24 protein-coding genes are annotated in these 26732 nt (G+C 45.5%); 18 read left to right on the top strand and 6 right to left on the bottom strand.

All coding sequences use genetic code 11. The annotated features are described in order from the left end of the window. The first annotated feature begins 9 nt into the window (after window positions 1–9). From CBX98_RS16660 to CBX98_RS16585, 16 genes are all read left to right on the top strand, one after another. The gene (locus CBX98_RS16660; RefSeq protein ID WP_109169797.1) at window positions 10–2250 is read left to right on the top strand and encodes a chemotaxis protein CheA; all 2241 of its coding nucleotides are present in this window, start codon (window positions 10–12) and stop codon (window positions 2248–2250) included. Between the two features lie 29 nt (window positions 2251–2279). Continuing rightward, complete coding sequence (locus CBX98_RS16655) at window positions 2280–3392, top strand: chemotaxis response regulator protein-glutamate methylesterase (protein WP_109169796.1); 1113 nt, start codon at window positions 2280–2282, stop codon at window positions 3390–3392. An 8-nt stretch (window positions 3393–3400) separates the two neighbouring features. Then, the gene (locus CBX98_RS16650) at window positions 3401–4180 is read left to right on the top strand and encodes a ParA family protein (protein WP_006741712.1); all 780 of its coding nucleotides are present in this window, start codon (window positions 3401–3403) and stop codon (window positions 4178–4180) included. Further along, on the top strand, window positions 4170–5288 hold the full coding sequence (locus CBX98_RS16645) for a chemotaxis protein CheW (protein WP_109169795.1): 1119 nt from the start codon (window positions 4170–4172) through the stop codon (window positions 5286–5288). Before CBX98_RS16650 ends, CBX98_RS16645 begins: the two co-directional genes overlap by 11 nt. Window positions 5289–5323: 35 nt before the next feature. Next, window positions 5324–5818: a chemotaxis protein CheW gene (locus tag CBX98_RS16640; protein WP_005380507.1), complete on the top strand. Its 495-nt coding sequence runs from the start codon at window positions 5324–5326 to the stop codon at window positions 5816–5818. 14 nt (window positions 5819–5832) lie between these two features. Continuing rightward, the gene (locus CBX98_RS16635) at window positions 5833–6327 is read left to right on the top strand and encodes a DUF2802 domain-containing protein (RefSeq protein ID WP_046875563.1); all 495 of its coding nucleotides are present in this window, start codon (window positions 5833–5835) and stop codon (window positions 6325–6327) included. 286 nt (window positions 6328–6613) lie between these two features. Continuing rightward, complete coding sequence (ccmA, locus tag CBX98_RS16630; protein WP_012841536.1) at window positions 6614–7231, top strand: cytochrome c biogenesis heme-transporting ATPase CcmA; 618 nt, start codon at window positions 6614–6616, stop codon at window positions 7229–7231. Window position 7232: 1 nt separating this feature from the next. Continuing rightward, a complete protein-coding gene (ccmB, locus tag CBX98_RS16625) occupies window positions 7233–7901 on the top strand; it encodes a heme exporter protein CcmB (protein ID WP_006741714.1) in 669 nt (222 codons plus the stop codon). 109 nt (window positions 7902–8010) lie between these two features. Beyond that, entirely contained in the window at window positions 8011–8754 is a 744-nt protein-coding gene (locus tag CBX98_RS16620) for a heme ABC transporter permease (RefSeq protein WP_005394301.1), read from the top strand. 11 nt (window positions 8755–8765) lie between these two features. Then, entirely contained in the window at window positions 8766–8972 is a 207-nt protein-coding gene (gene ccmD, locus CBX98_RS16615) for a heme exporter protein CcmD (protein WP_005380515.1), read from the top strand. Further along, window positions 8969–9454, top strand: coding sequence for a cytochrome c maturation protein CcmE (gene ccmE, locus CBX98_RS16610; RefSeq protein ID WP_005380516.1), 486 nt, complete (start codon window positions 8969–8971; stop codon window positions 9452–9454). Before ccmD ends, ccmE begins: the two co-directional genes overlap by 4 nt. After that, the gene (locus tag CBX98_RS16605; RefSeq protein WP_053808770.1) at window positions 9451–11427 is read left to right on the top strand and encodes a heme lyase CcmF/NrfE family subunit; all 1977 of its coding nucleotides are present in this window, start codon (window positions 9451–9453) and stop codon (window positions 11425–11427) included. Before ccmE ends, CBX98_RS16605 begins: the two co-directional genes overlap by 4 nt. Window position 11428: 1 nt before the next feature. Next, the gene (locus CBX98_RS16600; RefSeq protein ID WP_005380518.1) at window positions 11429–11983 is read left to right on the top strand and encodes a DsbE family thiol:disulfide interchange protein; all 555 of its coding nucleotides are present in this window, start codon (window positions 11429–11431) and stop codon (window positions 11981–11983) included. After that, on the top strand, window positions 11980–12465 hold the full coding sequence (locus CBX98_RS16595; protein WP_109169794.1) for a cytochrome c-type biogenesis protein: 486 nt from the start codon (window positions 11980–11982) through the stop codon (window positions 12463–12465). Before CBX98_RS16600 ends, CBX98_RS16595 begins: the two co-directional genes overlap by 4 nt. Then, window positions 12465–13679 (top strand): c-type cytochrome biogenesis protein CcmI, encoded by a 1215-nt coding sequence (ccmI, locus tag CBX98_RS16590; RefSeq protein WP_109169793.1) that lies wholly within the window; start codon window positions 12465–12467, stop codon window positions 13677–13679. The genes CBX98_RS16595 and ccmI overlap by 1 nt, the downstream gene beginning before the upstream one ends. Before the next feature lie 216 nt (window positions 13680–13895). Beyond that, window positions 13896–14669 (top strand): MlaA family lipoprotein, encoded by a 774-nt coding sequence (locus tag CBX98_RS16585; RefSeq protein ID WP_005394290.1) that lies wholly within the window; start codon window positions 13896–13898, stop codon window positions 14667–14669. Window positions 14670–14744: 75 nt separating this feature from the next. On the opposite strand, the gene CBX98_RS16580 is transcribed toward CBX98_RS16585, so the two are convergent. From CBX98_RS16580 to CBX98_RS16565, 4 genes are all read right to left on the bottom strand, one after another. Further along, window positions 14745–16073, bottom strand: coding sequence for an outer membrane protein transport protein (locus CBX98_RS16580; protein ID WP_046875549.1), 1329 nt, complete (start codon window positions 16071–16073; stop codon window positions 14745–14747). 309 nt (window positions 16074–16382) lie between these two features. Beyond that, complete coding sequence (locus CBX98_RS16575) at window positions 16383–17642, bottom strand: outer membrane protein transport protein (protein WP_109169792.1); 1260 nt, start codon at window positions 17640–17642, stop codon at window positions 16383–16385. A 297-nt stretch (window positions 17643–17939) separates the two neighbouring features. Next, on the bottom strand, window positions 17940–18671 hold the full coding sequence (locus CBX98_RS16570) for a DUF3379 domain-containing protein (protein ID WP_109169791.1): 732 nt from the start codon (window positions 18669–18671) through the stop codon (window positions 17940–17942). Next, entirely contained in the window at window positions 18664–19239 is a 576-nt protein-coding gene (locus CBX98_RS16565; protein WP_029836529.1) for a sigma-70 family RNA polymerase sigma factor, read from the bottom strand. The genes CBX98_RS16570 and CBX98_RS16565 overlap by 8 nt, the downstream gene beginning before the upstream one ends. A 718-nt stretch (window positions 19240–19957) precedes the next feature. On the opposite strand from CBX98_RS16565, the gene fadI reads away from it, so the two are divergent. After that, complete coding sequence (fadI, locus tag CBX98_RS16560) at window positions 19958–21265, top strand: acetyl-CoA C-acyltransferase FadI (RefSeq protein ID WP_109169790.1); 1308 nt, start codon at window positions 19958–19960, stop codon at window positions 21263–21265. Beyond that, window positions 21265–23376, top strand: coding sequence for a fatty acid oxidation complex subunit alpha FadJ (gene fadJ, locus CBX98_RS16555; RefSeq protein WP_109169789.1), 2112 nt, complete (start codon window positions 21265–21267; stop codon window positions 23374–23376). The genes fadI and fadJ overlap by 1 nt, the downstream gene beginning before the upstream one ends. Before the next feature lie 62 nt (window positions 23377–23438). Here fadJ and CBX98_RS16550 read toward each other — a convergent pair whose 3' ends face one another. Next, window positions 23439–23693, bottom strand: a complete 255-nt coding sequence (locus tag CBX98_RS16550) for a hypothetical protein (RefSeq protein ID WP_005397900.1) — start codon at window positions 23691–23693, stop codon at window positions 23439–23441. A 168-nt stretch (window positions 23694–23861) separates the two neighbouring features. Further along, window positions 23862–26639 carry an insulinase family protein gene (locus tag CBX98_RS16545; protein ID WP_109169788.1) on the bottom strand — a complete coding sequence of 926 codons (2778 nt, stop codon included), beginning with the start codon at window positions 26637–26639 and terminating at the stop codon, window positions 23862–23864. Between the last annotated feature and the right edge of the window lie 93 nt (window positions 26640–26732).

Genomic DNA, 26732 nt, shown 5'->3' with positions numbered 1-26732 from the left:
AGGTAACGTATGAGCTACGATTTAGACGAAGATATTCTTCAGGACTTTCTCATTGAGGCTGGGGAAATTCTCGAACTGCTTTCTGAGCAGTTGGTTGAATTGGAAAATAACCCAGAAGACAAAGACTTACTTAATGCAATTTTCCGCGGGTTTCACACCGTAAAAGGCGGTGCTGGCTTCCTGTCTTTGGCAGAGCTAGTCGATACTTGTCATGGTGCGGAGAACGTGTTCGACGTTTTACGAAACGGCCAACGCACGGTCACGCAAAACTTAATGGATACGATGCTAAAAGCGTTGGATACGGTCAATACCCAGTTCCAAGCCGTTCAAGATCGTGAACCATTGGAAGCTGCGGATCCTGCCCTTCTTGAAGAACTTCATCGTCTATGTAAACCTGAATCAGAAGATGAAGTCGCTGCAACCGTGGTTGAAGAACCAGTGGTTACTCCTGAACCTGTCATTCCTGAGCCTGTTATTGAAGAACCTGCCGCGCCAGCGTCAAGTGTCGGCTCTGTTGATGAAATTACCCAAGACGAATTCGAAAAGCTGCTGGATGAACTTCATGGTAAAGGCTCAGCTCCAGGCGCTTCAGAACCTGCGACACCAACAACGCCATCAGAGCCCCCTCAATCAAGTGCGCCATCAGTTGAAAGTGGCGATATCACTGACGATGAATTTGAACGTCTACTTGACGAACTTCACGGCGTTGGCAAAAGTCCATCAGCGGCAGAGGCTGCAGCATCTGCACCAGTAGGACCTCCTAAAGCGGCAGAACCAGCTGCGCCAGTTGCATCGTCAGCAAATCAAGATAGTGACTTAATGACGGACGAAGAGTTCGAAAAGTTACTCGACGAGCTACATGGTGCGGGCAAAGGTCCCACGTTGGAAGAACTGGATATGGCAACGAAGCCGGCATCAGCAAACGTAGAGGAAAGCCCTGCGAAACCTGAGCCTGCGGTTAAGCCAGCACCAGCACCAGCAGCGCCAACTCCGGCTCCAGCACCAAAACCAGAATCTAAACCTGTCGCGGTGAAAGAAGAGGCGAAAGCGCCAGCGGTTAAAAAGCCTCAGGCCGAGGCAACCGTTCGTGTCGATACCTCGACGCTTGATACCATCATGAACATGGTTGGTGAGCTTGTATTGGTCCGAAACCGTCTATTAAGCCTTGGTTTGAACAGCGACAATGAAGAAATGTCCAAAGCGGTCGCCAACCTTGATGTCGTAACGGCGGATCTGCAAGGCGCGGTAATGAAAACGCGTATGCAGCCAATCAAGAAAGTATTTGGCCGTTTCCCACGCGTTGTCCGTGACTTGGCGCGCAACTTAAATAAAGACATCGTGCTGGAAATGCGCGGTGAAGAAACCGATCTCGATAAAAACCTTGTAGAAGCATTGGCCGATCCATTGATTCACTTGGTTCGTAACTCGGTTGACCACGGTATTGAAATGCCAGACGATCGCGCGAAAGCAGGTAAATCACGCACAGGTAAAGTGATTTTGTCTGCATCACAAGAAGGGGATCACATTGAGCTATCCATCGTAGATGATGGCGGCGGTATGGACCCGAACAAACTGCGTGGTATCGCGGTTAAGCGCGGCATGATGGACGAAGATGCGGCGGCCCGTTTAACAGACAAAGAGTGCTTCAACCTTATCTTTGCGCCAGGTTTCTCAAGTAAAGATAAAATTTCTGACATCTCTGGCCGTGGCGTTGGCATGGATGTGGTTAAGACGGCGATCAACACCTTAAATGGTTCAATCGATATCGATTCTGAGCTAGGGAAAGGCACTAAGATCACTATCAAAGTACCACTGACGCTTGCGATCCTACCAACACTGATGGTTGGTGTTGGCGGTCATCCGTTTGCGCTGCCACTGGCATCTGTGAGCGAAATTTTCCACTTGGATCTGAGTCGCACAAACGTGGTAGATGGTCAGTTGACGATCATTGTGCGTGAAAAATCTATCCCGCTATTTTACTTACAGAACTGGTTAGCATCCAAATCACAAAACGTCGAAGAGCGTACTGGTCACGGTCATGTGGTTATTGTACAGATCGGTAACCAGCGCGTTGGTTTTGTTGTGGATACGCTTATTGGTCAAGAAGAAGTGGTTATTAAGCCACTCGATAATCTATTGCAAGGCACTCCGGGCATGGCTGGTGCAACAATCACTAGCGATGGCCATATTGCATTAATTCTAGATGTGCCTGATTTACTTAAGCGATATGCTGCGGCTTCACGCCTTTAAGCAAAGCTGACGTTATTAAAAGGAATAAGATGGCGATTAAAGTACTAGTCGTTGATGATTCGAGTTTTTTTCGACGTCGCGTGAGCGAAATCATCAACTCAGAATCGCGCCTAGAAGTGATTGACGTTGCGGTAAATGGCAGAGAGGCGGTTGAGAAAGCCAAATCTCTTAAACCGGACGTCATCACGATGGATATTGAAATGCCAGTGATGGATGGCATTACCGCTGTACGTGAAATCATGGCAGCGGCTCCAACGCCAATCCTAATGTTTTCGTCCCTGACTCATGACGGGGCGAAAGCCACGCTTGATGCGCTTGATGCGGGCGCATTGGATTTCTTACCGAAAAAGTTTGAAGACATCGCACGTAACCGCGAAGAAGCGGTGTCACTGCTTCAGCAACGAGTTATTCAGATTGCTTCGAAGCGCGCTTTTATGCGTCGACCAATCACTCGTGCTGCTGCGAGTACCAATGCGGCAGCTCGTCCACTAGGTTCAAGAACGGCTTCGCCAGCGACTCCAGCTCCTGCTCGACCGGCTGCGGCAAAGTTCCGAGCCTCTGGTAAGAAGTATCAACTGACCGCAATTGGCACGTCGACTGGTGGTCCGGTTGCTTTGCAAAAAATTCTGACGCGTTTACCGATGAACTACCCGCATCCGATCGTGTTGATCCAACATATGCCAGCAACCTTTACTGCTGCATTTGCTAGCCGTTTGAATACCTTGTGTAAGATTCAAGTGAAAGAAGCCCAAGACGGCGATGTCTTACAGCCTGGTGTGGCATACCTTGCTCCAGGTGGTAAGCAAATGATGGTGGATGGTCGAGCGGGGGCTGCTCGTCTTCGTATCATTGATGGCGGCGACCGCATGAACTACAAACCATGTGTGGATGTGACTTTTGGTTCTGCAGCCAAAGTATACGGTGACAAAGTACTCTCTTTAGTGCTGACTGGCATGGGTGCAGACGGTCGTGAAGGTGCTCGTATGTTGAAGTCTGCAGGCTCAACTATTTGGGCTCAAGATGAAGAAAGTTGTGTTGTTTATGGTATGCCCCAAGCTGTTGCTAAAGCAGGCATTTCTTCAGAAGATTTACCGCTTGACCGCATTGCAGAACGCATGTTGGTGGAAGTTGGCCTAGCGTAGGATTCATCATGATTGTTTGGAGTGTAGCTAACCAGAAAGGTGGCGTGGGTAAAACCACCTCAACAGTGACATTAGCGGGTTTGCTGAGTCAAAAAGGTCATCGCGTACTGATGGTCGATACTGACCCTCACGCATCACTGACTACCTATCTTGGTTATGATCCTGACGCAGTAACTTCGAGCCTGTTTGATTTATTCCAGTTGAAGACATTCTCTCGTGAAACGGTGAGGCCGTTAATCCTAGAGACAAAACTGGAAGGGATGGATATCATTCCCGCGCATATGTCCCTTGCGACGCTTGATCGTGTCATGGGGAATCGCAGTGGGATGGGGCTGATCTTAAAACGAGCTCTACAAGCGGTCTCACAAGACTATGATTATGTGTTGATTGACTGCCCGCCAATTCTTGGTGTGATGATGGTGAACGCACTGGCCGCCAGTGACCGAATTTTGATTCCCGTTCAAACCGAGTTTTTGGCGATGAAAGGCTTGGAACGCATGATGCGCACGTTAACCATTATGCAAAAGTCTCGTCCGGGTGGTTTCAAAGTGACTATCGTTCCAACGATGTATGACAAGCGCACCAAAGCGTCTTTGCAGACATTGATGCAACTGAAGAAAGATTACCCAAATCAAGTATGGACCTCTGCGGTGCCGATTGATACCAAGTTCCGTGACGCTAGTTTAAAGCATTTGCCAGCATCACATTTTGCATCTGGTAGTCGTGGTGTGTTTGCGTATAAACAGTTACTGATTTACCTGGAGAGGTTAGCGTTCGATGAGCAGTAACGACGTGCTTTCCAGTGAACAAGCGCTTGATGACTACTTTAATGCGCTACTGGGTGATGAGGCTGAAGCAACGACTCTTGAGGAAGAGCTTGACTTGCTGGCTCAAGAAATATCATCTGCAGAGCCAGAGCCAGAGCCAGAGCCAGAGCCAGAGCCAGAGCCAGAGCCAGAGCCAGAGCCAGAGCCAGAGCCAGAGCCAGAGCCAGAGCCAGAGCCAGAGCCAGAGCCAGAGCCAGAGCCAGAATTGCAGTTTCAATACTCGGAGCCGGAAACTTACCAGTTTCAAGAAGCGTACCCGCCAGAATTGGAAGCCCCAAATCTGGAAGATGTGCAAAGGTTATTAAGTCAGCTTGAAGCAAGCAACCCTGTAGCCGAGTTAGATATTGATAGTATTCTTGAACAAAATACGATTGATATTGCAGCAGAAATAAAAGCGGCTGAGCCAGACGTACAAACCGTTAGTGAGGCGCCCGAGTTACAAACAGTTGAAGAGATACAAGACTGGGTGATTGATGCGCCAGTTTTTGAGGAAACTCAGCCAGAACTGGTTGAACCTCAATCGGTGATTGAGCATGATGTCAATATAGAATCGAACGTTGATACCGAGCTCGAGACACAAACAGGTTCCGAAATACCAACTGACTGGGAAAGCACGAAGCGAAGTGAAGATTTTCAAGTGCTTTACTTTGATGTGAATGATGTCACGTTTGCCGTACCGCTTGATGAGTTAGGTGGTATTCATCGCATCAGCGAGCTTAACCATTTGATAGGAAAGCCCGCCTGGTATTTGGGGCTACAAACAAATCGTGAGCAACAGTTTGATGTCGTCGATACCGCGAAATGGGTGATGGCAGATAAGCTTCGCGATGACAGTTACAAAGATAATTACCAATACGTTGTCATGCTTGGAGAGAGCATGTGGGGGCTGGCCAGTAACCAACTAATGGGGACGGAAACGCTCAATATCGACAAGGTTCGCTGGCGTGAACAGGCGGGTAAGCGCCCTTGGCTAGCGGGCATGGTAAAAGAAAAAATGTGCGCCTTAATTCATGTCCAGGCGCTCATTGACATGCTAAACGCCGGTTTAGATGTCAAATCACTGAATTAGATTTAAGTCGGGAACGACATTAACGAGGATTAACTATGTCTCAAGCTTTTGAAGTAGAAGTGAAGAAAGATGCATCGAATGACGAAGTTCTTCAGTGGGTGACGTTCCAGCTAGAAGAAGAAACGTACGGCATCAACGTAATGCAAGTTCGTGAAGTACTTCGTTATACTGAAATTGCACCCGTTCCAGGTGCGCCAGATTATGTTCTGGGTATCATCAACCTGCGTGGTAACGTGGTTACTGTTATCGACACGCGTTCGCGTTTCGGCCTGATGGAAGGCGAAGTTACAGATAATACTCGTATTATTGTGATCGAGTCAGAGCGTCAAGTGATTGGTATTTTGGTAGATAGTGTGGCAGAAGTGGTTTACCTACGTTCTTCTGAAATTGACACGACGCCTTCTGTTGGTACTGATGAAAGCGCGAAGTTCATCCAAGGTGTGAGCAACCGTGACGGCAAACTTCTTATCCTTGTGGATTTGAACAAGCTCCTAACGGATGACGAATGGGACGAGATGGCTCACCTATAATGGGCTGAATAATGATGGCTGAAGAGACTCTTTTATCTGTTCCATTCCTTGCGGGTGGCGTCGCTTTTATCGTGTTGGTGTTGGTTGTTTTGCAACTGCGCATTCGCTCGGGGTTGCAAAAGCAAGTAGACCAGCAACGAGCACAGTCTCGACATGTAGATAAAGAAGTACAAAAGTTGAGTAAGCAGTTACTCGAAGTGCGTTCGGTTGTCGTTGGTCTTGGACAAAAAGTAACGGAACAACAAGACATTATTCAGCACCTAAACGAGAGAATTCGTGAACTCGAGCACGCTGATACTGATGGTCGCTTGTACAGTCGAGCTTCTAAAATGGTACAGCTTGGTGCAGATATCAATGAGCTCATTGAAGAGTGTGAACTGCCAAAAGCTGAAGCGGAATTGATGCTTTCACTACAGAAAAAACTGGCGGGAAAAGAGAAAATTCCACCACTAAGCGGTCAGCCATCAGATGATGCAGAATACCCGACGCGTGGACGTCGTCGACGCTAAAGGTTTTAAAGCGATAAAAAGAGGCGATAAGCCTCTTTTTTTGTGTTCGGTTACTAATTATCTTTTTGCAATACAGCCCTAGGTTACCTTGAGCTCTCTTCATTCTTAGCACTCGCTCCCCAAGTTAAAATGAGAGCTTATAACTACTTATAGTTAATTTTATTAAAGTGTGACGATTAATTAACAAAAATACATGAACTTACATACATCCCAGCCCTCTTATCCTGTTTTGTCATAACTAAGCTGTGCTAATATAGCGCTTCGTTCATTTTTTAGTTGAAGCTCTATGTTAGAAGTATCTAACCTGACAGCGATCCGTGATGAGAGGGTCCTGTTTGAAAACCTGCAGTTTGAAATTAAGCCTGGTGAATTGGTCCAGATAGAAGGGCGCAATGGTACTGGCAAAACTACGTTACTACGTATTGTGACAGGTTTAGGTGATAGAGAAGAAGGCATCATTAAGTGGAAAGGAGAAGAGGTTGAAAAATCTCGTGATGTTTTCCATCAAGATCTGCTGTTCTTAGGGCATCAAACTGGAGTGAAACGAGAGCTTACCGCACTAGAAAACTTACGTTTTTACCAATCTATTCAAAATAACCGCTCTTCTGACGAAGAAATCTTCACTGCTTTAACTCAAGTTGGTTTAGCTGGTCGAGAAGATGTGCCTGTAGCACAGCTTTCCGCAGGTCAGCAACGACGAGTGGCACTAGCAAGGTTATGGCTCAGTAAGCAAATTTTATGGATTTTAGATGAACCGTTGACCGCCATCGATAAGCAAGGCGTCAAAGTGCTTGAATCTTTGTTCGCAAGTCACGCTGATAATGGCGGTATTGTCGTGTTGACTACGCATCAAGATATGTTTTCGGACAGCCCGAAACTTAGAAAAATAAAGTTGGGTGATTGATATGATTCCATCTATGACCACCATCATTCGCCGCGAGCTATTGATAGCATTTCGCCGTCAGGCAGACATTCTGAACCCGCTTTGGTTCTTTATTATTGTTATTACTCTGTTTCCTCTTAGTATCGGGCCTGAACCAAATTTGTTAGCACGTATTGCAGCGGGCATTGTTTGGGTTGCCGCATTGCTATCCGCCTTATTATCATTAGAGCGTCTATTTCGTGATGATTTTCAAGACGGTGCATTGGAACAAATGATGCTAATGCCGATTCCATTGCAACTTGTAGTGGTTTCAAAGGTCATAGCACATTGGTTGTTAACAGGGTTACCTCTGATCCTAATTAGCCCATTATTGGCGGTTTTACTTTCGCTCGATTTCAATACTTGGCTATCTGTTGTACTAACCTTGATGATCGGTACACCGACACTAAGTTTTATTGGAGCTATTGGTGTGGCTTTGACGGTTGGGTTGCAAAAGGGGGGCGTTCTTTTGAGTTTGCTTATTCTTCCGCTCTACATCCCAATTTTGATTTTCGCAACATCAGCAATTGATGCCGCCGCGCTTGGTATGGCGTATAACGGTCAACTAGCAATTTTAGGTGCGATGCTAATGGGAGCGATGACGTTAACGCCTTTTGCCATTAGTGCCGCATTGAGAGTTAGTGTTAACTAACTCAATAAAGTGCCAATGAAGCGGCGCTTGATCAAAGAATTATTATTAAAGCACTGCTACGGTCTCAACCCTTTAGACAGTGTCCCTGAAGTAAGAGTGAGAACAAAACATGTGGAAATGGCTACATCCTTATGCCAAGCCAGAAACCGCTTACCGTTTGAGTGGTAAGTTTCTGCCTTGGTTTTCTGTATTGGCCCTCGTATGCTTATCGGTTGGTACGGTTTGGGGGCTTGCATTTGCGCCTTCAGATTACCAACAAGGTGACAGTTTCCGAATCATCTACATTCATGTCCCATCAGCTATTTGGTCTATGGGCGTTTATATGTCGATGGCGATTGCGGCATTTATTGGCTTAGTATGGCAAGTACGTCTATCTGATATGGCGGCGCTTGCGATGGCGCCGATTGGTGCGGTATTTACCTTCATTGCTCTACTTACTGGTGCCGTTTGGGGTAAGCCAATGTGGGGCACTTGGTGGGTATGGGACGCCCGTCTTACTTCAGAATTGATTCTTCTATTTCTCTACCTTGGTGTTATTGCGCTTTATCACGCGTTTGACGATCAGAAAACAGCCGCAAAAGCGGCGGGTATTTTAGCGATCGTAGGCGTCGTGAACCTACCTATCATTCACTTTTCCGTAGAATGGTGGAACACGCTTCACCAAGGCGCGACGATCACGAAATTTGAACAACCTTCTATTTCATCCGACATGCTTTGGCCGTTATTGCTAAACATCTTTGGCTTTGCGTTCTTCTTTGGTGCAGTGACGATGGTACGTTTTCGTAACGAAATCATCAGTAAAGAAAGTCACCGCCCTTGGGTGCGCAAACTCGCAACAGAACAAACTCAGTGAGGTAATTGATTATGCATTTTGAATCTCTGAGCGACTTTTTTGCCATGGGTGGCTACGCATCATACGTATGGAGTGCGTTTGGTATTACTTTCTTATCCATGCTGATTCTTCTGATCACTAGCCTTCGCCGCGGTGATGCATTATTGAAAGAAGTGAAAGCAAAAATTGACCGTCAAGCTCGTATCGACGCAGCGAAGAACATGGAGAACACCTTATGAACCCGAGACGTAAAAAGAGGCTAGGTATCGTACTAGCGATCTTTATCGGTATTAGTGCCACCATTGGTTTGATACTTTATGCGCTTAACCAAAATATGGACCTTTTCTACACTCCAACGGAATTGGTTAATGGTAAGCCAGATGGCACCAAGCCAGAAGTAGGCCAGCGTCTGCGTATTGGTGGTATGGTGGTTGTGGGCTCGGTTCGTCGAGATCCTAATTCTTTGAAAGTGAGTTTTGACCTGCACGATGTCGGTCCTAAAGTGACGATTACTTATGACGGTATTCTTCCTGACTTGTTCCGTGAAGGGCAGGGTATTGTGGCTCAAGGTGTACTGAAAGATGCCACGACAGTTGAGGCATTTGAGGTCCTAGCGAAGCACGATGAAGAATACATGCCACCAGAAATTGCAGAAGCGATGAAGAAAACGCATGAACCGCTTCAATACAGCACCGAACAGAAACAAGGAAGCGGCCAATGATTGCTGAAATCGGTCACTTTGCTCTCATTCTTTCGCTTGCAATGGCTGTGCTGCTGAGCGTATTGCCATTGTGGGGAGCATCGAATAATAACACCATGCTCATGAACACAGCGCGACCGCTATCTTGGTCTATGTTCCTGATGCTGTTGTTCTCTTTCGCCATTTTATGTTGGGGATTTTATACCAACGACTTCACGTTACAGTATGTAGCGAGCAACTCGAATAGTCAGCTTCCTTGGTACTACCGTTTAACCGCAGTATGGGGTGCACACGAAGGTTCACTGTTGCTATGGGTTTTAATCCAAGCTGCTTGGACTGTCGCTGTAGCGACATTCAGTCGTGGTATGCCGCAAGAGTCGGTTGCACGTGTACTTGCCGTAATGGGCATGATCTCAGTGGGTTTCCTACTGTTTATCATCTTAACGTCAAACCCATTCTTACGTACGTTGCCTTTCTTCCCGGTTGACGGACGTGATTTGAACCCTCTGCTTCAAGACCCTGGTTTGATTGTTCACCCGCCAATGCTTTACATGGGCTACGTTGGTTTCTCGGTTGCCTTCTCTTTTGCGATCGCATCCCTAATGACTGGACGCCTTGATACGGCTTGGGCCCGTTGGTCTCGTCCTTGGACAACCGCTGCATGGGTATTTTTAACACTCGGTATCGCACTAGGCTCTTGGTGGGCTTACTACGAACTTGGCTGGGGTGGCTGGTGGTTCTGGGACCCAGTAGAAAACGCATCATTCATGCCTTGGTTAGCGGGTACCGCATTAATGCACTCTCTTGCCGTGACAGAAAAACGCGGCACATTTAAAGCGTGGACGGTACTATTGGCAATCTCTGCATTTTCGTTGAGTTTGTTGGGCACATTCTTAGTCCGTTCCGGTATTTTAGTATCGGTGCACGCGTTCGCGTCTGACCCGTCGCGCGGTATGTTTATTCTAGGTTTCTTAGTTTTCGTTATCGGTGGTTCTTTACTGCTGTTTGCCGTGAAAGGGGCGGCAGTGCGTGTACGAGGTAACTTCGACTTAGTCTCTCGTGAAAACGCGCTCTTAGCCAACAACGTATTACTTATCGCAGCACTTGTTGTGGTGTTAGTGGGGACACTGTTGCCGCTCGTACATAAGCAGCTTGGTTTGGGGTCGGTTTCTATCGGTGCGCCATTTTTCGACATGCTGTTTGCGTGGTTGATGATGCCATTTGCTTTCCTACTTGGTATTGGTCCACTTATCCGTTGGAAGCGAGACAATTTATCTAAACTTGTGAAACCAATGCTCATTTCAGGTGTGCTTGCTTTCGCCTTGGCTGCGGTATGCGTGTTCCTGTTTGCCGACTTCTTCTCAACCATGGCTTACATTGGCTGGGTAATGGCGATTTGGATTATTGCAATGCATGGCTTTGAACTATATGAGCGTGCAACGCACCGTCATAGCTTTAGTGAAGGCGTTCGCAAGCTGCAGCGTAGCCACTGGGCGATGATGTTGGGTCATGTTGGTCTGGCGGTATCTGTTATCGGTATTGCGATGGTACAGAACTACAGCATCGAGCGTGATGTACGTTTAGCACCTGGCGAACATTTCCAAATTCAAGGTTATGATTTCTACTTCTCAGGCCTGCGTGATAAAGATGGTCCAAACTACGATGGCTACATCGCGGATTTTGAGATCACACATGATGGCAAATACGTGAATACGCTTCACGCTGAGAAGCGCTTCTACCGTACGGCTAAGTCTATGATGACTGAAGCTGCCATTGACCGTGGTATTAGCCGCGACTTATACATTGCAATGGGTGAACGTTTAGACGACAACCGATCTTGGGCTGTTCGTATTTACTATAAACCGTTCGTTCGTTGGATTTGGGCTGGCTCTTTGATTATGGCATTAGGCGGCGCACTAGCGATTTCTGATAAACGCTACCGCTTCCGTAAATCGCCGAAGAAAAACGCGAAGTCAAAAGAGCAGGAGGCATAACATGAATAAGAAAATCTTATTTATTCCGCTTGTCGCTTTCATGATTCTAGCGGGCATTTTCGCAACCCAATTAATGCGTAACCAAGAGGGCGATGATCCAACTAAATTGGAGTCGGTTTTGGTTGGCAAGCCAGTTCCTGAATTTCATTTAGAAGACCTGGCTGAGCCTGGAAAACAGTACGACCAATCAATTTTTAAAGGTGAACCGTTGCTCTTGAACGTTTGGGCAACGTGGTGCCCAACGTGTTATGCAGAGCATAAATACCTAAACGAATTGGCGGGTAAGGGCGTTAAGATCATCGGTATGAATTACAAAGATGATCGTAATAAAGCAATAGGTTGGCTGAATGATCTCGGCAACCCGTACTTGATCAGCCTATTTGATGGCAGTGGTATGCTTGGCCTTGACCTTGGCGTTTATGGTGCTCCAGAAACATTCATTATTGATGCAAATGGTGTGATTCGCTATCGCCATGTAGGGGATGTAAACCCACGTAATTGGTCAGAAACACTGGAGCCGCTTTACAACAAATTGGTTGAGGAGGCGAAGCAATGAGAAAGCTGATCCTTGCAGTTTTTGCTGCCATGACATTATCTCTTGCTGCTCACGCGGCCATTGAAGTGTACGAGTTCGATAACTTGGAACAAGAACAGCAGTTCAAAGAGCTAAGCCATACGCTCCGTTGCCCTAAATGTCAGAACAACACGATCTCGGATTCTAACGCTGAACTTGCTCAAGACTTACGCCATAAGGTGTACGAAATGACCAAAGAAGGTAAGTCCAAAGATGAGATTGTTGATTACATGATCGCCCGTTACGGTAACTTCGTGACTTACAACCCACCATTTACGGTCGCGACTGCGATTTTGTGGCTAGGGCCACTCGCTGTAGTGCTGGGTGGTTTTGGTTTGATTGTGCTTCGCAGCCGTAAATCTAAAGTTAAGGTAAAAGCGAGCAGTGACGAGCAATGGGATGAGCAAAAAGAGGCTCGTTTAAAAGCATTGCTTGAAGAAGAGAACAACGGAGATAAGAAGTAATGACACTATTTTGGATTTCCACCGTTGCTCTTACGCTTATTGCTTGTGCGCTGGTGGCTTTGCCGCTGCTTAAACAAAAAGCGAACAATGATGATGTGTTACGCGATGAGCTCAACAAGGCATTTTATAAAGACCGACTATCTGAGCTTGCAGAAGAAACTGACGAAGGCCTGGTTGAAAGCGAAGACGAACTGATTTCTGATCTAAAGCAGTCTCTCCTTGACGATATCCCTGGTGATAAAGCGCAAAAAGAAACCAAGGTTTCCCCAATCGCGGTTTTAGTTCCATCGGTAATTCTGACGGTGGTGCTGAGCTATGGTTTGTATTATAAATTTGGCGCGTCAGAAGATATTGTTCAGTGGCAAGAAGTGTCTGCTAATCTACCTGAGTTATCGAAAAAGCTGATGTCGGCTTCTTCTGAGCCGTTGAGCGACGACGAAATGGCGGACTTGACTCTAGCCCTTCGAACTCGCTTACATTACCAGCCGGAAGACTCGACAGGTTGGTTACTGCTAGGTCGTATTGCGTTAGCAAATCGTGATGTCACGACTGCTATCGATGCGATGGAAAAGTCATATCGCCTAGAGCCCAAAGATCCTGATGTGATGTTGGGTTATGCACAAGCTCTGATGCTGTCTCAAGAGGAAATGGATCAAGCGACGGCTCGCTCATTACTTGGCAAGCTGATGCAGCAAGACTATGTCGATCTGCGTGTGTTTTCTTTGTTAGCGTTCGATGCGTTTGAGCGTCAAGACTTCCCGGCAGCCATCAAGTACTGGGGAATCATGCAGCAAATGATTGGTCCAGAAGATAGCCGCTACGAGATGTTGTCACGCAGTATTGAGAGTGCTCGTAAGCAAATGGGCGAAGCGGTTTCACCGGATAAGAGTGTAGCTGTGACAATTGATGTGGCACCAAATGCTCAGTTGGATCCAAACGCAGTTCTCATTGTGTCAGTACATCGTTCTGATGGCTCCCCAATGCCTGTGGCTGCTGCTCGTTATCCGCTAGGTACTTTCCCTCGCACAGTCGTATTAGATGATGGCAATGCCATGATGCAAGGGCAAAAGTTATCTTCACTCGATAAGCTAATCGTCCGTGTGCGTGTAGATTCTGACGGTAACGTAGCAACGCGTGATCAAGATTGGCACGGAGAAAGTGACGTCGTTGAATTTGGCGCACCAGTAGAAGTGACCATTGATCAGCAGTATTAATTGTTAACATCTGTCTCTGAAACATGACAACGAGGTAGAGTCAGTTGCCTTTAGTGGTATGACTCTAAACGATCGAGTAGAATACCGAAGGCCAGCGATTGCTGGCCTTTATTTATTCCCATATCTGAGTCATCTTTACTATGTATCCTGCTCAACATACGTACAATGGTTAATCGGGGTGACTTAGGTACATTAATAGTCGTTATGGAAAATAAAATGTATAACAAGGGTAAATCTACCTTCTTGTTACTGCTTGCAGTTGGACTGGTTGGCTGTTCAAGTGCGCCTGATGAAGCAGTAACAGGACAAGAAACAAATCAAACGACTTCTGATGTGTATGACCCGTTGGAAGGCTTTAACCGAACCATGTGGGAAATCAACTACGAATATTTAGATCCGTATTTGGTTCGTCCTGTATCACTTGCGTATGTGGAATACACGCCAGTTCCTATTCGTTCCGGTATCGCTAACTTCTTGTCGAACTTAGATGAGCCAGCCAGCATGGTTAATAACTTAGTCATGGGTAACGGCACGAAAGCCGTGGACCACTTTAACCGTTTTTGGATTAACTCGACGTTTGGTATTTTCGGTTTATTCGATATTGCAAGTGCCGCGGGTATTACGAAATACGACGAGAAAGCGTTCAGTGATGCAGTAGGCCACTATGGTGTTGGAAATGGCCCTTACTTCATGATTCCAGGTTATGGCCCGTATACCTTACGTGAAGTGACAGATACCGTAGATAGTACGTATTTACCCCTCTCTTACCTCAACTTCTGGGCGAGTTTGGGTAAGTGGGCGTTTGAAGGCATGGAGAAGCGTGCTTTATTAGTACCGCAAGAAGCACAGTTAGACTCGTCGCCGGATCCATATATTCTTACTCGCGATGTTTATATTCAGCGTCAAAACTTTAAAGCAGAAGTTGAAACGGTGGAAGAAGTTAACATCGAAGAAGAAGAGTATTTAGACGAATACCTAGAAGACTTTTAAGCGCTGTTCTTTACAATATACAAATAAAAAAAGGCTTAGCTGATGCTAAGCCTTTTTTGTATTTTTGCTGTTTGGTTAGAAACGGTAGTTTGCTTGAACACCGATTAGCCAAACATTACCCGTAGTTTCGCCTACGAATTGGCCGCCGACTTGTTCTGCAGCGTCGTCTGACTTGTAACCACGAGACTCAACGATTGGTGCGTCTTTCGCGAAAATATAGGTGAAGCCAGCGTCTAGGCTGAAGTCTTTTGTCCAATCGTACGTTGCACCAATACTTAGCCAAGTACGGTCAGTTTCTGGAATAGTGATCGTACGGTTTTTGTCGCTTACCGCTGAAGTATCGTATGCAATACCAGTACGTAGCGCTAGCTTAGGATCAAGCTGGTAAGTGGCACCAACAGCAAAGCGGTAGTTATCTTCCCAGTTTTCTACTTTAACCATATGCGTGCCAGCGGTATCTAGGCGTGCTTCCAATTTCTCGAAAGAGCTCCAATCCGTCCAGTTAAAGCTTGCGTGTAACGCAAGTTGGTCTGTTACTTGGTGGAAGCTTGCCAACTCAGCCGTTGCAGGCAGGTTTAGGTACATGTAGCCGTTGTCACGTAGTTGTGGAAGCTCAGAAGTACCGAAGCCAAAACCTAGACCTTCAGCATGGCCTTCAAGCTTCAGTTCAACTTCAGATTTGTACGCGAAGCCGATACGGTTATTTTCATTGATCTGCCATGCAGTACCAACTTGCCAGCCCCAAGCGGTATCGTCACCTTCCATGTATTTTAGAGCGGTACCTTGAGGAACACTGATAGGATCGCCAGTTAAAGGGTGCTTTCCTACAACGTTATTCTTAGGAGCTGCTGCGCCAAAGCTGCCTTCGCCGATGATGTAACGGATACCACCACCAACGCTGATTGATTCATTGACTTTGTAAGCTGCGTTTAAGTTCGCTTCCATTGTCGTTACGCTTGCTTCGTTACCGAAGTGTGATGCACCAAAGCCTTTACCTAAATCGGTTTCCATACCGTAGTTGGTGCCAAATGCCAAACCAATCGCGAATTTCTCATTGTATTGGTGTGATAGGTAGAAGTTTGGAATGATTGCATCATGTGCGAAATCATCTGAAGATGCAGAAGAAGTACTACCGTGGAAGTTTACATCACCTTCAATATCAATATTTGGGTTCACATAGATTGCACCAACGGACACTTGAGTGCCTTCCAAATAAGTTAGCATTGCTGGGTTACGCCATTGTGCACTTGCGTTGTCAGCCATTGCTGCTTCACCAGCATATGCTCGACCTAGGCCTGTTGCAGAATATTCAGCAAGTTGGAAACCTGCTGCGTTAGCCATGCCCGTTGTGCCAAGTAGGCTTAATGCCACTGCTGTTGATAGAAGAGTCTTGTTGGTTTTCATTCGAATGTTCGCTGATTTGTTTATAACGTGGGACGAAAGTTTAAAGGTAGAGTTTTTACTTTAGAAATGAAAATCCAGCATAAGCAGTCATTTGGAATATTATGCTTTCAAGTGTTATTTGGGTGGTTTAATAATCTAACTGTGAAGGGCTTGTAAATGGAATTCAGCGAACAGCTGTGCGTCCTAATTGTGAGATTTAGATACACGTGTTCACTCAAATTGAGTGGGCAATAAATCGCAGATATGAAAAAAGGCTGGAAATCCAGCCTTTTATATAAAGTATTTTTCTACTAACTAACAGCGAAGCGCTTAGAAGCTACGGCTGTATTGTAAGCCGAATAGAATTGCGTCAGCATGAGTTGTTGCTGTTACACCGGTAGAAAGACCAGGAGCTAATTGAGTATTCTCATTAACTTTTACATCTTCACCTAACAAGTATGTGAAGCCAAAATCGATGTTTGATCTATTATCAATATGGTAAGAGAAACCTGTTGAGAACCACTGGCGATCTGAATCTGGTACCGAGATAGACGTTACTTTATCTTGAGCGCTTGTGTCGTACATGTAACCAGCACGAAGTGTCCAGTTGTTGTTTAGGTAGTAAGTACCACCAATTGCGTAGTGCCAGCCATCTTGCCATTGATAGTCTTTCGAGTAACCACCTTTAAGTAAACCCTGATTTAGGTTCTCAAAATCAATTTGGTCGAAATCTTTCCAACCGATGTATTGGATGCTGTAGTGTACAGCAAACTTAGTGTCTTGGATTTTGTGGAAACCAGAAAACTCGGCCATATCTGGTAGAGGTAGCGTGATTTCCTGACCTTTGTCGTCTTTTGCTGTAAATTCAGGGCTGTAACGATACGCTAGACCAAAACGGTTGTTTTCATCTAGTTCGTACACAGTACCAACGTTGAAACCAACAGCCCAACCATCAGCTTTATCTACGTCCAGAATTTTTTGACCGCCAACCCGTGGGACTGAAGAGCTAGTTGTACGCTTCATTGTGCCTTGGCCGTAGATTAAATCTAAACCAGCACCAAAGCTCCATTGTTCGTTTAAACGGTAAGAACCCGCAAAGCCAAAGTTGAAGCTTTTTACATCCGTAAGACCACCGTACTCGGTTGCGGTATAGTTATCTGAAAATTCAGTTTTAGTGCCGAAATTAGAGTATGCGTTTACGCCCCATGCAAACTTGTCATTTACTGGAACGATTAGGTGAATGTTTGGAGCTATTGACGTATCACCCACATCATCAGTGTCAGCAACATTTACAGTACTAGAACCCAAAGGAGTATTAACGTTATATTTCGCATCTTTCACTTCAATCATTGAAGTAATGCTTTCGAAACCTAGCGAAAGTTCCATTTTATCAAATAGAGCCATTGCTGCTGGGTTACGAGCCATTACCGCGGCGTTATCTGCGATTACTGCATCACCAGCAAATGCACGGCCGATGCCAGTTGCTGATTGAGCGTTGATTTGGAAACCCGCTGCCATCGATTGACCTGAGGCAAAAGCTACCGTTACTGCTAGGAGAGTCTTTTTAAACAGACGCGTGTTCTGAGTCATTTGTTTTTCCTTATTAGATTCGTCTCTTTGGACGATAAATTGAGCTTTTGCTCAGTGGCGCAGATAGTAGTATCAATAGTTGCTTGGACAAATCCGACCATTGAATAAAATTGAATAAAAATGAAAGAAATGATGTCTAAAAGACGGGAAATTGCACTTAAAGTGCATAAATTAGAGTTTAAGCTCTAAATGCAATAGTGGCGGTGAATGTTTTGTGGCCTATTTATACAAAAATGCCGCTAAATAAGATCATTTAGCGGCATTTAACTTTTCGAATGCTGGAAATCGTCGAAGTTATTACATCGGTTTAATCATTGATGCAAGAGTCGTAGCGATAGCATCAATATTTTCACCTTCTTCACCGACTAAAATTAAGCTTGAACTCCCGACGGGCTGAACGATTCCGGTCATGCCATCCTTACTAAAGTCGGTACTTTGTTCGCTTGGAATACCAGTAATAAATAACGTTACTTTACCTTTTGGACCTTGGAATACCATATGCACCGCATTGGATTCGCCAAAACCGCAGTGGTTTAGGTAGTAAACGTGATATGGAAAGCTTTCACTAAACTGGTAATGAAATGGCGACATTTTCGCATTAATTTGCGAGCTCGGTACATCCTCATCAAGATAACGAACAAAAGGTTCTTCATGAATAACGTGTTTCATCGCGGTATCCGCTAAACTGGCTTGTGCTGGAGAAACCAAAACATTTCCCCAGTTTACTTGACCAACTAATAATCCTGCGGTGAACGCAATAGAAGCGGCAAGTGCCATTGCTTTGCGCACAAAGTGTGGTCTGACGACCTTCTCTTCATCAAGTGCACTCGACGTCTGACTAAATAAAATCTTATCAGCGAGATCTTCAGGTACATCCACATTCATGGCTTGTTTAATTTTTACGTCGAGATCCAAAACGTCATCAACAAACTTATTGTTGGTGTCGCTACCAGCTAAAGCTTGCAGAATCTCTTCATCCTTTTGTTTTGGATCCGACAAAATACGACGACGAAATTCTAAATCATCCATTCTTTTGTCCTCTCTTAGTATCTTGAGAATCCAACATCTCTTTGAGTTGATTACGAGCGCGAAATAATCGAGTCATCACTGTATTTTTATTTAAATCAAGAATGTCGCCAATCTCTTCTCCGCTGAAGCCACCGACAACTTGGAGAAATAAAGGCTCGCGGTATTCAACATCGAGTTTCATGATCTGCGCTTGCAGCCATTCTTGCTGATGATGTGGGTCATCGCTGACTTTAGCATCATTGCCGTAATCATCGATATCAACTAAATCAAATTGTTTACGTTCGAAGCGGCGCGCATTTTCTCGTCTCAATATGGTGATGAGCCAAGACTTGGCTGCTTTTTCATCCTGGAGACTATCGAGTGACTTCCAAGCTCTAAGACAGGTTTCCTGAACTAGATCTTCCGCTATCGCTTTATCTTTGCACAACCAGTATGCGTAGCGATATAAGTCACGATGGTATCCTCGGACGAGCGCTTCGTATTTTCTTTGCTTGTCCATATCAGAGTTGACCGGACTGTTGGAATTTTTCTTTCCAAACATTTTTAATATGGCCACAGGAGCCTCCATCCTCGCTCTGTGAGTTTTTTATTTGTTCTGAGCATGACTTTACTTTTCAATAGCCTCGCGGTTTCGGTTGAGCGTGTGTCGTAGATAACCTCTGACACAATAAGCTATGTGGTTACTTAAAAGTGTATACGCAAATGCCAAATATCATCGAACATGAATTGGTAAAGATTGTTAACAATATCATCATTAGTAATCAATGGTTTGGATAAGTTCATTCGATGGGACATAAAAAGAGACTGCTAGCGGTGAATTTTTGAATAGGTTTGCATCGCTGAGCCTTTTAGATGTGCTTAAAGCTCGTAAAATCACTATAAAATTGATCTATTTCAAAATATCAAGCAGTGAAGGGGTTATAGTACATCTTGTCATCTCGTTAGTCATTGCGACTAACATGTTGAGCAAGATGACACTTCCTTTTGAAGGCTGACTTTACTTTCTCCTAATCAGGAAACTGATTAATTTTCAATTGGCGTAAGTTAATTGTTTTATAGATATTCCGACCACACAGTTATGTGTGGTTTTTTTTTGCTTCGATTTTACCTTCCATATACCTCTTACCGTTTTAACTCTCTATAGTTAATCATTATTAATCGCATAAGAATCAAAGAAGTAGAGTAATTGATCTACTTGCTTCACGTTTATTTAAACGCATGTTTGATAAATTTAACAAATTCATTACAATGCATCAGGTCAGACCTCTTGTATTTAAGGAGAAACAATGGGCAAGCAGGAAGTAAAAACACGCAATGGTGAGCGTGTCGCTATTGTCGCGGGGCTTCGAACTCCCTTTGCTCGTCAAAGCACGGAATTTAGCCAAGTGCCAGCGGTCGATTTAGGGAAAATGGTAGTAAGCGAAATGCTTGCTCGAACAGATATTGATCCGAAGCTAATCGAACAAGTGGTATTTGGACAAGTAGTACAAATGCCTGAAGCGCCAAACATCGCACGAGAAATCGTGTTAGGTACCGGTATGAACATCCATACTGATGCTTACAGTGTGACTCGAGCGTGTGCGACGAGTTTTCAAGCGGCGGTTAATGTCGCAGAAAGCATCATGGCGGGAACCATCGATATTGGTATTGCTGGCGGTGCAGACTCTTCTTCCGTCTTGCCTATTGGCGTCTCTAAGAAACTGGCCGCTAATCTGCTTGCTCTAAGTAAGACAAAAACAATGGGTCAGAAGCTTAGCATCCTCAAAAACTTGAGCTTTAAAGACCTTATGCCAGTGCCTCCTGCAGTAGCCGAGTACTCGACGGGCTTGTCGATGGGACAAACTGCGGAGCAAATGGCGAAGACGCATGGTATTTCTCGTGCAGAGCAGGATGCACTTGCACATCGCTCTCATACGCTGGCTTCCCAAGCTTGGAAAGAAGGTAAGATCCAAGGTGAAGTGATGACGGCTTTTCCCGAACCATACAAAAAATGGATTTCGGAAGACAACAATGTCCGTCACGACTCAACCGTAGAAGGGTACGCGAAACTTCGACCTGCCTTTGATCGCCAGTATGGCAGTGTTACGGCAGCTAACAGTACGCCACTGACTGATGGTGGTGCGGCAGTGATGTTGATGCGCGAAGGTAAAGCGAAAGCGCTTGGCATGGAGATTCTTGGCTACATCCGCGGCTACGCATTTTCAGCGATCGGTGTGGAAAAGGACATGCTGATGGGACCGACTTATGCCACAGCGAAAGTGCTAGAAAATACAGGCTTGGAGCTGTCTGATCTGACGTTGATCGACATGCACGAAGCGTTTGCTGCGCAAGCATTGGCGAATGTGAAGATGTTTGCTTCAGATAAGTTTGCTCAAGAAAATCTAGGTCGTTCGAAAGCGATCGGTGAAATTGACATGGATAAGTTCAACGTGCTTGGCGGATCAATTGCTTATGGTCACCCATTTGCTGCGACTGGTGCACGTATGATGACGCAAACCCTACGAGAGCTAAAACGCCGTGGCGGTGGTATTGCATTGAATACCGCATGTGCTGCTGGTGGTCTTGGTGCGGCAATGATTCTGGAGGTTGAGTAATGAGCGAGCAAAAAGCATTTAGTCTAAAGGTTGATGAGCAAAATATTGCTTGGTTAGCGATTGATGTTCCTAATGAAAAAATGAATACGCTGCAGGTGGCTTTTGCTGATGAAATGAAAGAAATCTTTGCTCAGCTAAAAGACGCCAGTGGCATCAAAGGGATGATCATTCATTCCCTAAAACCGGACAACTTCGTCGCGGGGGCCGATGTTCGCATGCTAGAAGCGTGCACGACCGCAAGTGAAGCAGAAGCATTAGCGAGGCAAGGTCAAGAGCTATTCCAGCAGCTATCGGACTTACCATATCCTGTGGTTGCCGCTATTCACGGTCCATGTTTAGGCGGTGGCTTAGAGCTTGCTCTTGCATGTGATTATCGTGTTTGTACGGATTCAGATAAAACGCGTTTAGGCCTACCAGAAGTACAGCTTGGATTGCTGCCAGGTTCTGGCGGTACGCAGCGTTTGCCGCGTTTGATTGGCCTGTTACCGTCACTGGACTTGATCTTAACGGGTAAACAGCTTCGCGCAAAGAAAGCTAAAAAGCTGGGTGTGGTTGACGCCTGTGTCCCAGACACCATTTTGCTCGACGTAGCTAAACAGTTTATCGACAAAGGTAAAAACAAGGGTACGAAAAAGCTATCGACGAAAGAAAAAGTGATGTCGGGTAGCGGGTTAGGGCGCAAGTTTGTGTTTGAACAGGCAGCGAAGAAAACCAATCAGAAAACTCGTGGTAACTATCCAGCAACGGTCGCGATTTTAGACGTTATTCAGCATGGTTTAGAGAAAGGTTTCGCCCAAGGACAAGAGCTTGAAGCGAAACGCTTCGGTGAGCTTGTGATGAGCTCAGAGTCAAAAGCGCTTCGTTCTATCTTCTTTGCGACAACGGAAATGAAGAAAGAAAATGGTACGGATGCGAAACCCGCGCCAGTTCATAAAGTTGGCGTGCTTGGCGGTGGCTTGATGGGCGCAGGAATCAGCCATGTGTCTGTTGCAAAAGCGAAGGTGCCTGTCCGCATCAAAGACGTCAGCAACGATGGCGTTCTAAACGCACTCAACTATAACTACAAGTTATTCGAGAAACAGCGTAAACGTCGCATTCTATCAAAAGCCGATCTGCAAGCGAAAATGTTGCAACTGTCTGGCGGTGTCGACTTTACCAGCTTTAATCATATTGATGTCGTAATTGAAGCCGTTTTTGAAGACTTAGATCTTAAACAAAAAATGGTGGCGGATATTGAAGCGAATGCCAAGCCGGAAACCATCTTTGCGACTAATACTTCTTCGTTACCAATCCACAAAATTGCAGAAAAAGCGGAGCGTCCAGAAAACGTAGTGGGTTTGCATTACTTCAGCCCGGTAGAAAAAATGCCGTTGGTGGAAGTGATTCCGCATGAAACGACCTCAGATGAAACCATTTCAACAGTCGTTGCACTTGCTAAAAAGCAAGGTAAAACCCCGATCGTAGTGAAAGACAAAGCGGGCTTTTACGTGAACCGCATTCTTGCGCCATACATGAACGAAGCGGCGCATATTCTGCTGGCTAACGAACCGATCGAAAAGATTGATACGGCGTTGCTTGATTTTGGTTTCCCTGTCGGCCCGATTACCTTACTGGATGAAGTCGGTGTCGACATTGGCGCGAAGATCATGCCGATTCTAGTCAACGAGTTAGGTGAGCGATTCAAAGGCCCTGACGTGTTCGATATCTTATTGAATGACGGTCGCAAAGGACGTAAGAGCGGGAAAGGTTTCTACACTTACAAAGGTAAGAAGAAAGAAGTCGATAAATCTATCTACAAGCTGCTTAAGCTCGATCCTGAATCTAAGCTGAGCGATAACGATATTGCGTTGCGCTGTGTACTACCAATGCTGAATGAAGCGGTACGTTGTTTGGATGACGGCATCATTCGCTCGCCACGTGATGGTGATATTGGTGCAATATTTGGCATTGGTTTCCCTCCATTCTTGGGCGGTCCATTCCGTTATATGGATCAGTTTGGCATTAAAGAACTGGTTGAGAAAATGAATGAGTTTGCATCGAAGTATGGCGATCGTTACGCACCGTGTGATGGTTTGCTTACTCGAGCTGGAGAAGGAACCACATTCTATTAAACGTTGCTTCGATAAAGAAAAAGGCTTGCCAGTGGCAAGCCTTTTTCATAAATAAGAAATAGTTACTTCTTCTTGTCTTTCTTATCTTTATTGTGGCCTTTACCTGGGTTGTCGTCCCCGTGAACGCTGCTGTTGCCTTTGTTGTCTTTATCTTTCCACTGTTTTGAAGAGCAATCATCTGATTTGATAGAAACATTGTCTCCGCTTAGGCGGACACAGTCGTTACTTAGCTCAAAGCCATCACCTTTCACCGAGATTTCAGCGTGTGCAGATGCCAGTGGCAGTAAAATAGCCGCAAGTAGTAGTGCTTTTTTCATGATTACCTCATTAATTTATTTTTAGTGTGGTAATTAGAGCATAAGCCGCAATGGCGTAATTTCAATTTTCTGCCAATTATGGTGTCGATTCTATTTATGAGACCCACAACCTCATTGGTTTGTAGGTATATACTTACTAATCGATAATTTTATTACTGCGCAATTAGATCATCCTAAGCCGCAATCTTTTGGCCTAAGTTGGAACTCTTCAATCGATCCAATTTCTTGCCCTAAGTGGATGCGCGGAGCGTCCGAATGCGATTGTCCTTGAGAGTGCATGACCAATCGGTTTGCCGTGCGAGGTTTCAACTCATTAACGACAAAGCGAATCATGTCTGCTCGGGTCAATTTCTTCAGTTCAGAAAGTACCTTGTCACGTTGGTTAAACTCGGTGTCTTTGTTTCCTATTGCAACCCAAAGACGCTGAGCACGACCTCGCAGTGTGGTGTCCGGCGTCGCTATTTGATTCCACAAGCCGCGCTTACTGCTATGCCACTGGTAATCGTTCAGTTCTAACAGCACCATATAAAAGGCATTTAAGAACTCATCGATTGAGGTAACCAGCTCGGCAGGTGCTGCATTGGGTGACTGCACATAAAGCACAATACCCGGATGACGATTAAGTGGCATATTGCCAGTGCCCACCATGTAACCTAATTGCTGTTTTGTGCGGATCTCGTGGAAAAATGTTGCCGACATGAGATGGTTCGCCAATGAGTATAGAGCAATGCTACGAGGCTCAATATCCTCACACTGGTGGTAAATAACGACCGCCGAATCTTGCTGGTTGCAATGTACTTCACGTTGAAAACTGCCGTTTTTTCCTAGCATGATGAGTGGGCGGAGCGCCTCTTCATAACGCTGCTCTTTTACTCTTAGGGCATCTTTTAAGGTCGTCGCCATGTCATGCGCTTGTTGACGCTGCCAATCTCCGTAAACAAACATTTCAACGTGCAGCTCTGCAAGAATTGATTCTACGAATACTGAGAGTTCATCGACTTCGATTTCTTCTAGCGCTTCGACTAAGGTTGCGAAAGGCGGGTTATTGGGTTGAAGTAGCCCTGTAAGTGCGTTAAACAGCTGTGAAATAGGACGATCTTGTGAAGCATTTCTCCAGTTACGTAACAGTTGCTGCTTGATGGTTTCAAAGCGTGCAGGGCTGAAATCTCGAGAAGCAAAACGGTGCAGGATCATTTCCAACAATTGAGGTAGTTTTTGGCTGAACCCTGAGAGGGTTAAGGTAACCCCGCCTTGGTGAGCATACATGTTGTAACCCATCCCTGCGATTTCTGCTTGATAGGTTTCTTTTGCTAGCGAATCGAGGAACATCTCGACACATAGGCGCGTTTTGACAATGTTCTTCGGTGATGCAACAGCATGAGAGCTGTCTATAGCGACATATACAACACCTTTTGGCACGCGAAATTCATCGTCTTGTAAATGCCAAAGTCGGAAGCCTTCGAGATCTTCAATTAACTCTGGTAGTGAACCACCATTTTCGAACGGCATGGGATCGAGATCGTAGCAAATATAAGGGTTCTTTTCTGGTAAGACGAACTGCCAGCTTGGATCGATTTGTTGATAGAAGCGGCGTTGCTCATCACTAAAAGGCGTGACGGAATACGGAGTAAAGTACCATTCGGCAGTACGGTTGTATTCCAGTCCTTTTGCAATCAGGGTTACGCGGACATTATCGATGGTTAAGTATTGCAGCAACGAACGCTGCAGTTGTTCATCATAGCCCGCCATTTTGTAGTCGCCATAAATGGTATCGTCTGGCTGATAATGCTGCATATTGATAACAAGATGGCTAACCAAATCCATTGGTCGAGATGGTTCCTGGAAACGAAACGCCGACTCAAGCACCGCTTGTTTTTCGAGATAGCGCCATTCATCTAGGCCGTCTTGTTTGATCATCGAGAGGTATTGAAAAACCGCTTGGATGATGTCGTCAACGTGGTTGAGACCCAGCGGGGTGAGTGTGCAGCTAACCGTAAAATCTCGATAGTTGCTACCACTAGCGCCGCCTCCCGCAGAAAGCGACGTAATCCAGCCTTCATTTTTTAGCTGGAGCATTAAGCTGCCTTCGCCTTCATAGCCGAGTAAATGCGCGAAGTAAGAGAGTGGTTTCAAGCCGTAGTGCTTATCCATCCCTGGCATTGGGAAGGTGAGAATGAGTTTTCGAAATTCTTTGATTGGTTCAACTTGAACTAAAATCCCGGTACTTTCTTTGGTGCTAATGGGGACATCAATCGATTTTCCACGAAGGTGGTGATTTGGGATATTGGCAAACATGGCTTCTACCCACGCTTGCTGATCATCGAGCGACTGTGGCCCAAAGAGCGTCAACGTCATGAGATCGGCAGAGTATTGAGAGTGGTGAAACTCGACAATTTCGTCGCGGATGGACTTACCCTCTCGGTCACCTAATGTATCTAGGTTGCCGACTGAGAACTTAGAGAAAGGGTGCTCTGGATTGATGACTTCTTTATTGACTTGATACAGGCGGCGAGAATCGTCATTAAGTTTGAGTTTGTATTCGGAGTCGACAGCCTGGCGTTCTTTGTCTAAAGCTTCTTCGTTAAACAATGGTGCGGTAAAGAATTGGCTAAATCGATCTAAGGCATTTTCAAAGGCATTCGGAGTAACATCAAAAAAGAAACAAGTGTGTTCAGTACCCGTCCAAGCGTTATTTGTTCCTCCATGCTGGCTAATATAACTTTGAAACTCGCCCACTTTAGGGTATTTTTCCGTACCCAAAAAAAGCATATGTTCTAAATAGTGTGCCAGACCTTGGCGATCTTTTGGGTCGTCGAAGTGTCCAACGTTCACTGCTAGAGCTGCTGCTGACTGTTGAGCTGTCTCGGAATGAATCAGCAGTACACGCAGATCATTGCTCAAGGTAATGTAGCGGTATTGATTTGAATCGTTAGGACTTAGATGCACGATGCGTCTCCAGATTTCGCATTACAGTAATTATGAACCCCTAGCTAGGGGGCGCAAAGTTTGCGTTTCGACAAATACTGCTTGCCGTATTTT

Source organism: Vibrio sp. T9 (genome assembly GCF_003123985.1).
GTDB classification, from domain to species: domain Bacteria; phylum Pseudomonadota; class Gammaproteobacteria; order Enterobacterales; family Vibrionaceae; genus Vibrio; species Vibrio diabolicus.
Note: the sequence above shows the minus strand (reverse complement) of the source record. Positions and strands in the feature narration are given on the sequence as shown.